This window comes from Candidatus Weimeria sp. HCP3S3_B5, from assembly GCF_052064335.1.
GTDB lineage: Bacteria > Bacillota > Clostridia > Lachnospirales > Lachnospiraceae > Weimeria.
In genome coordinates this window covers 1-7,282 of the sequence record NZ_JBQHVU010000040.1, presented here as the reverse complement: position 1 = coordinate 7,282, position 7,282 = coordinate 1, and the positions used below count along the sequence as shown (strand labels likewise).

The window sequence follows — 7,282 nt, the reverse complement described above, 5'->3', positions numbered from 1 at the left end:
GTCGAAACTATTATACCAGATATAAGGCGATTCTGCCTTTTTAATTGCCACTTTTTATTGATTTTTCAAGGTACAAAGGCACTTTTTAAAGTGCGAAGTTTGAGTTATTAACAATGAAAAAAGTTATCAATAATTCTACTGGTAAAAATAATGGAGAAAAAATAAATGGGAGTAGGAAAATTGATGATCATAAAGCAAGGTTTACACTTGAACCAGCGGGTATGAAAGAAATTGATCCTGACAGAATGTCAGGAAAAAGTAGAGAAAATCAACAGCCTATAACTAACCCTAACAACAGTACAGAAAACCATTAATATAGTGATAACTAATGGACGTATTTGATATTTTTAAAAATCTACCCATAGTCCTTCAATATTTTATTCCGGGTTTTTGCAGTCTGCAATTGTATAGGTGGTGTAGATCTAAGAATTCGCATAACAGTAGAGGCTATATAACTTTACTATCGGTTGTTATCAGCTATGTATTGATGTCAGTAGTTGATTTGATTTTTTCGAAAAGCGAGTACCATATAGGAATTTTATCAAAGTCTGGCATAGCTGTTTTATTAGGTCTGTTTTCTTCTGTATGTATTGCTTGTTTATGTAATAGCAAGAAGTTTATGAAGGTTACTGTTAAGCTTTTTGGCAAAACAACTAATGATGAAATATGGCGAGATATTTTTGATTTGAAGAATGGATCAAATTTAAAAGTATATGAAAAAGAAAAAGAATATTACATTATAGGACATCTCAAAAATATGGAAGAAAAAGGAGAAGAATCATGGATTGCAATATCTTCTTATTCGAAAAATTCAATAACTGATGATGCAATTTTAGAGAAACATGATTCAGATCAGATGGCAATTTACACAGTAAGATTAGTAGATGTAGATCATTTTGAGGTGTTTAATTAAATGAAAGCTAAAAATAAATTACATATTGGGTATTTTGCAGATGGTCCATGGGCTCATGAATCATTTAAGAAGTTGATAACTGATGATAGTATTCAGATCGATTTTATATGTGTCAGATATGAGACCAGAGATCCGGTTTTATGCGGGTTTGCAAAGAAGTATGATATAAAATTATTCTGTGTTCCAAATATCAATTCAGAAGATTTTATAGAGCAGATGCGTCATATCAATCCAGATCTTTTTGTATCGATGTCATTTAATCAGATATTTAAGACCACAATGATTAATCTTCCAAGATTAAAGACTATAAACTGTCATGCTGGAAAACTACCATTTTACCGTGGTAGAAATATATTGAACTGGGCATTGATAAATGATGAAAAAGAATTTGGGATTACAGTACATTATATCGATGAAGGAATAGATACCGGAGATATAATACTCCAGGATACATATCCAATCACGGATGAAGACGATTATGGCACATTGCTAGAAAAAGCATATACCGGATGTGCAGATATTTTATATAGAGCAATAAAACTGATTCAGTCAGGCAAAGCAACAAGGACACAGCAGGATACCATTGATCCTGTTGGTCTATATTGTGGAATAAGAACTACTGGAGATGAGATAATTAACTGGAACCAGAGCAGCAGAAGAATATTTAATTTTGTTCGTGCAATTACAAGACCGGCAGTTGGAGCTACAACATATCTAAATGGAAATGAAGTGAAAATATATAAAGTAGAGATGATACCGGGAGCACATGAATATATCAATACTCCTGGTCAGATACTAAAAAAGGATTCTGAAGGAATCTATGTTAAGACATTGGATACAATGGTAAAAATTGTCGACTATGAGGCTGGGTGCCATATCAGGGTTGGGGACAAATTTAAAAATGGTTCAAATATTTTAATTGGGGGGGCAAGCATAAATATCTAGATAATTATATAGATGGAGCCGCTGCCTGATGAAAGAATTATATATTCTAGGATCAGGTGGATTCGCTAGGGAAACATACTGGATAGTAAAACGTGTAAATGAAGTAAGTCCCGAATGGATAGTTAGAGGGTTCATTGACGATAACAGAAGTAACATAGGAAATATTGTTGATGATCTTTCTGTAATTGGTAAGAGTGAATATCTGAATGCGATTGATCATCAAGTGTGGTGTGTATCTGCGATTGGTTCTACATTTATCAGAAAACGTTCCATAGAGAAAATTAAATCACCACTAGTCAGATTTGCAAATATTATTGATCCTTCAGTTAAGATGTCAAATAGTGTGACTATCGGAGAAGGCAATATTATCTGTGCGGATAGCATACTCACAGTCGATATCAAAATAGGTAATCACGTAATCATAAATCTGGATTGTACTATTGGCCATGATTCAGTGATTAGTGACTATGTGACAATAAATCCAGGTTCAAATATCTCTGGGAATGATGTGATCGGTAGTGAGGTAGAGATAGGTACTGGAACTAAGATTATCCAGGGAAAGCATATCATCGATAATACTGTTATTGGAGCAGGTGCAGTAGTGGTAAAGGATATTGAAGAGACTGGTACGTATGTGGGAGTGCCAGCAAAAAGGATTGAAAAATAATGAAAAGGACACTTATAATTGCAGAAGCAGGAGTTAATCATAATGGTAGTCTGGATTTAGCAAAAAGATTAGTTGATGCAGCTAAAGAGTCAGGTGCAGATATAGTAAAATTTCAGACAGGTAATCCGACAGCATTTACATCCAGATATGCTGAAAAGGCAGAATATCAGAAAGAGAATACAGGAGGAGATGAAAGCCAATTAGAGATGCTTAAAAAGCTGATGCTAAGCCATGAAGAATTCTATGAATTAAAGGATTACTGTGATACAGTTGGTATAGAATTTTTATCTACTCCATTTGATATAGGCAGTATTGATTTCCTAGAAAAATTAGGTTGTGACATTTGGAAAATACCTTCTGGTGAGATAACCAATTTACCATATCTTGAGAAAATAGCATCGACGCATAAACAGATTATCATGTCTACAGGCATGGCTACTCTTGACGAAGTGGGAGATGCATTGCAAGTATTAAAAAACAATGGCGCCGATGGAATCACCTTACTGCAATGCACTACTCAGTATCCGACTCCGTATGAGTCAGTCAATCTCAGAGCGATGCTTACACTCAAAGAAAAGTTTGGATGCAAGGTAGGATACTCAGATCATACGAAAGGTATAGAGGTTCCTATAGCTGCAGTAGCAATGGGAGCAGAAGTAATTGAGAAGCATTTCACATTGGATAGGAATATGCCAGGACCGGATCACCAGGCAAGCCTTGAACCGGATGAACTCAAGGCAATGGTCAGTTCTATAAGGAATATTGAACAGGCAATGGGGGATGGGATAAAGAAACCATCAGAATCAGAAATCCCTAATATAATTGTTGCAAGAAAGAGCATAATAGCAGCAAGAAATATAAAAAAAGGCGAGTTATTTACAAAAGACAATATCACCACAAAACGTCCCGGCAATGGAATATCACCGATGAAGTGGCAAGAAGTTTTAGGAACAAGAGCAAAAAGAGATTTTATGGAAGATGAGTTGATAGAACTATGACAAATCTGGCAATTGTCACAGCAACTCGGGCTGAATACGGACTTCTTGAGCCACTAATAAAAGAGCTTAGGAAAAATGAATCAGATACCTTTAAAGTAGAGCTGATTGTAACAGGAACACATCTTAGTGATAAGTTCGGACATACCATAGATGAGATCATTTTAGATAGAATCAGGATAGATTATAAGATAGACATCCCCGTAGATTCAGAAACACCTCATGATATATCAAATGACCAGGCAGTGACGCTGGTTAAGTTTACTGATTTTTTCTCAGAGCACAAGTATGATGCGGTTGTGATTCTTGGTGACAGATATGAGATGCTTGCAGTCGCAATAGCTGCTGGAAATACTCATACTCCAATATTTCATTTATATGGTGGAGACACAACAGAGGGAGCAGTAGATGAGTGGATCAGACATTCTATTACCAAGATGGCTTATCTGCATTTTACCAGTAATGAAGTCAGCAGGCAACGTGTAATCCAGTTGGGAGAAAATCCAGCCAGAGTGTTCAATTATGGCTCGACAGGCATAGATAACTGCCTACATAGAGCTACAATGAAAAAAATAGAGGCTCTGAAAAGTATAGGATTACCTGATTGTAGATATGCTCTTTGTACATATCATCCGGTGACATTGGAAGGGGGTGGAATAGTTCAGGTAATTAAAGACTTCATAGAATCAATAAAAGAGTCTCCTGAGTTGCAATTTATCGTCACGAAATCCAATTCAGATCTTGGAGGAGAAAAGATTAATGGTTTGCTGGATGAAGCTAAAAAAAAGGTATCTAATCTGCAAATCTATTCATCACTTGGAGTTGAAAGATATCTATCTCTGATGAAATCAGCAGAATTTGTAATGGGAAATTCCTCGAGTGGATTGTATGAAGCACCAGCTTTTCGTATACCAACAATCAATATTGGTGATCGGCAGAAGGGAAGGCTCAGATCTGAGAGCGTCATCGATTGTGCAACAGACAAAGAATCCATCTTGCGCGCTATAAATTTAGCACAGACAGATGAGTTCAAGAGAAAATGTGAAAACACTAGAAGCCTGTATGGAGATGGGCATGCAGCAGAAAAGATTGCAGGGAAGATAATAGAAGTGCTGAAAAGAGGAAAGATTGATTTGAAGAAGAAATTTTATGATAAATTTTTGGATGAATTTACACAGGATAGAGTGCAGCAAGTCAATGGTAATATGCCAGAACTATTTAAAACAATAGATAATATGGACAAATCACATTTTTACAAAAGGAAAGTCGAGATTGATAAATGAAAAAGAGAGTTGCAGACATAATAATGAATACTCTAGTTGATTTAGGAGTCAGTGACTGTTTTGCAGTTGTTGGTGGTGGCGCTATGTATATTGATAATGCTCTTCTTCATTGCAATAAGATGCGTAAGATTTTTAACCATCATGAACAAGCGTCTGCGATTGCTGCAGAGGGATATGCCAGACTGAGTGGAAGAATTCCTCTTGTGTGTTGCACTAGCGGTCCAGGAACCACCAATACACTGACAGGCGTGATGGGGGCATGGGTTGATAGTATACCGATGCTTATTATTTCTGGACAGATGCGGTATGCTGTTACTGTAAAGGCGAGTGGATTACCGCTTAGGTCTCGAGGGTCACAGGAATTTAATATAGTTGATACAGTAAAGACTATGACTAAATATTCCAAAATGGTTATTAATCCGAATGATATAAAGTCTGAGGTGCAAAAGGCATATCATATTGCAATGTCTGGCAGGCGTGGCCCAGTATGGCTCGATATCCCATTGGATGTACAAATGGCTGAAATAGAAGAAAATAATTTAAAGGAATATAGGCCTGAAGAAAATGTATATTCTGTAAAAGATTCAGATATAAAACAGCTCCGTAATTTAATTACATTATCTAAAAGACCGGTTATTCTGGCGGGACAGTCAATAGCAGCTACTGGAAATCTTGATAAGTTCAAAGCTTTAGTAAATAAGATTGGTATTCCAGTTGTTTCAACACTTAATGCAAGCGACGTCCTTGGTAGAGAGTGTAGTTATTTTTATGGAGGAGTAGGAACCTCGGGACAGCGTGCAGCAAATTTTATCATTCAGAATGCTGACTTTATACTTACTTTAGGTGCAAGCCTGGATTTTAATACTACTGGATATAATCAGGATGAATTTGCAAAGAATGCATATATAGCAATGGTTGATATAGATGTGTTTGAGGCTCAAAAACCTGGTGTAAGGGTTGATTATTTCATACATAGTGATTTAGGCACTTTTATTGATGCGATATTAGTAGATGTAGAGAAATTAAATGTGACAGTGGAATGGAAAAATTACTGCGATTCTCTGAAACAAAAGTTCAGTTACTTTGAAGCTTCTGACAGTGTGGTTGCTGATGACAGGGTCTGCCAGTATTATTTTTGGAAAGAGTTCGAAAAGTATGAAGAGAATGATGCTATTACAGCATTAGGAAATAACACAGCTATTGTGGCAAAACTGCAGGCGGGCGTATTGAAAACTGGACAGAGAATTATATGTAACTTTCATTGTGGTTCTATGGGATATGATTTGCCGGCCGCTGAAGGTGCTGCTGTTGCATCAGGTCGAACCGTATATTGTGCAACTGGTGATGGAAGCATAATGATGAATTTACAGGAATTACAGACGATTCATCATTATAACTTGCCAATTAAAATCATTGTTTTTTCTAATGAAGGTTACAATGCTATAAGACAGACATCAAAAAATTATTTCGATGGCGAGCTTATAGGGTGTACGCCAGCAACAGGAGTAAGTTTTCCTCATTTTGATAAAGTTGCAGACACATTTGAATTCAAATTCAGAGAATGTCATACCAATGCAGAAGTCGATGAGTCAATAAAGTGGCTAGTAAATACCGATGGACAGGTAATGCTTCTTGTAGATGAGTTGCTGGATGATCCGGTGGTTCCAAAGGTGATGTCACGTGTAGATGAGAATGGTAATTTTATGACGCCAGCATTGCAGGATATGTATCCATTTTTACCAAAAGAAGAGATTAACAAATTTATGAAATTAAGTGAGGATGCTTATTATGAATAAGGATAAGACGACCATTGATGAAGAGCGAGGTTTGTGTAATTCATGAAAATATCCTCCTGTTGGATCTCTGGTGTCTTTATTATCAGAAATCTGCGGGAGGTGCCCTGAGACTATTGAAAAATCTTTCAGAATGTTGTATGCTCATTAGTACCGCATGGTGGAACCTTGCGGAATGATGCTATTGGGTCGCCAAACACAACAACGATTATCGGTAGGGTTTTCTTTTGCTCATTTTTAGGGCTGCAGTAACATAGTAAAATAAAATCCCGGCAGATGCAACTGTCAGGATCAAGAATATAAGCTTCACGCCAGCGGCGTGATTTGGTTCAAATAGGAGTGGCAAATGACACTATCTTTAAATGAGTGTGAACTCGCAGAATATTTGTCTAGACAAGTAAATATGTTTTTCCCTGAAGGGAAGGATGTAGACATATATGGAACAGTAAAGAAATCACTGGATACTGCTCTCTTTCGCTTAGAATACTGTTTCTCTAGGATTAAGTACAAAGGCTATGGAGAGGGGAGAGAGGCAGTATTTTCGCACCTTCATTCTGATCAGTACTGTATTTTTTTGAGGCTTCATCAGTTTGTGTGGGTAAGTAGTAGCCTCGGCTACACACCCTATCCTTGTTCTGCTTGACTGCCAACTAGCTGGTTGGATGCCCTGTGTCAAGGGTTTCTGC

Annotated in this window: 8 protein-coding genes; 7 read left to right on the top strand and 1 reads right to left on the bottom strand. The window is 36.8% G+C overall.

Annotated elements, in window-relative coordinates:
* Window positions 1-113 precede the first annotated feature (113 nt).
* The 7 genes from ACTNCK_RS11390 to ACTNCK_RS11360 all read left to right on the top strand — a co-directional run bounded on the left by ACTNCK_RS11390 (window position 114) and on the right by ACTNCK_RS11360 (window position 6,599).
* Window positions 114-314, top strand: a complete 201-nt coding sequence (locus ACTNCK_RS11390) for a hypothetical protein (protein ID WP_441082838.1) — start codon at window positions 114-116, stop codon at window positions 312-314.
* A gap of 173 nt (window positions 315-487) precedes the next feature.
* Window positions 488-913 carry a hypothetical protein gene (locus ACTNCK_RS11385; protein ID WP_441082837.1) on the top strand — a complete coding sequence of 142 codons (426 nt, stop codon included), beginning with the start codon at window positions 488-490 and terminating at the stop codon, window positions 911-913.
* Window positions 914-1,858 (top strand): methionyl-tRNA formyltransferase, encoded by a 945-nt coding sequence (locus ACTNCK_RS11380; RefSeq protein ID WP_441082836.1) that lies wholly within the window; start codon window positions 914-916, stop codon window positions 1,856-1,858. It begins immediately after the preceding gene.
* A gap of 28 nt (window positions 1,859-1,886) precedes the next feature.
* On the top strand, window positions 1,887-2,525 hold the full coding sequence (locus tag ACTNCK_RS11375; RefSeq protein WP_441082835.1) for an acetyltransferase: 639 nt from the start codon (window positions 1,887-1,889) through the stop codon (window positions 2,523-2,525).
* Window positions 2,525-3,523: an N-acetylneuraminate synthase gene (neuB, locus tag ACTNCK_RS11370; protein ID WP_441082834.1), complete on the top strand. Its 999-nt coding sequence runs from the start codon at window positions 2,525-2,527 to the stop codon at window positions 3,521-3,523. The genes ACTNCK_RS11375 and neuB overlap by 1 nt, the downstream gene beginning before the upstream one ends.
* Entirely contained in the window at window positions 3,520-4,803 is a 1,284-nt protein-coding gene (gene neuC, locus ACTNCK_RS11365) for a UDP-N-acetylglucosamine 2-epimerase (protein WP_441082833.1), read from the top strand. The genes neuB and neuC overlap by 4 nt, the downstream gene beginning before the upstream one ends.
* Window positions 4,800-6,599 (top strand): thiamine pyrophosphate-binding protein, encoded by a 1,800-nt coding sequence (locus ACTNCK_RS11360; RefSeq protein WP_441082832.1) that lies wholly within the window; start codon window positions 4,800-4,802, stop codon window positions 6,597-6,599. The genes neuC and ACTNCK_RS11360 overlap by 4 nt, the downstream gene beginning before the upstream one ends.
* A 475-nt stretch (window positions 6,600-7,074) precedes the next feature.
* On the opposite strand, the gene ACTNCK_RS11355 is transcribed toward ACTNCK_RS11360, so the two are convergent.
* The coding region (locus ACTNCK_RS11355) for a hypothetical protein (protein WP_441082830.1) at window positions 7,075-7,282 on the bottom strand (208 nt) is incomplete at its 5' end.